Origin of the sequence: Burkholderia sp. ZZQ-2 (assembly GCF_050768715.1) — a bacterium.
Classification (GTDB): Bacteria; Pseudomonadota; Gammaproteobacteria; order Burkholderiales; family Burkholderiaceae; genus Burkholderia; species Burkholderia cepacia.
On record NZ_LDVA01000213.1, the window covers coordinates 1 to 222 of the forward strand.

Annotated in this window: 1 protein-coding gene; it reads left to right on the top strand. The window is 72.1% G+C overall.

Going from position 1 to position 222, the window contains the following annotated elements:
- Positions 1–222 (top strand): HAD-IIB family hydrolase (locus tag ABY44_RS14755; protein WP_431641360.1); only part of this gene is annotated, 222 nt, incomplete at both ends.

Consider the following 222-nt stretch of genomic DNA (forward strand, 5'->3'; position numbering starts at 1 on the left):
GGGTGCGCCGTTCGTCGAGGTCATGGCCGAAGGCGTCACCAAGGCCACGGGTCTCGCCCGCCTCTGCGAGCACCTCGGCATCGACCGCGCCGACGTCGTGGCGTTCGGTGACGCGCTCAACGACGTCGAGATGCTCCGCTGGGCAGGGCACGGGGTCGCCATGGCCGACGCCGAGCCGCTCGTGCACGACGCGGCCGACGAGACGACCGCGTCGAACGACGA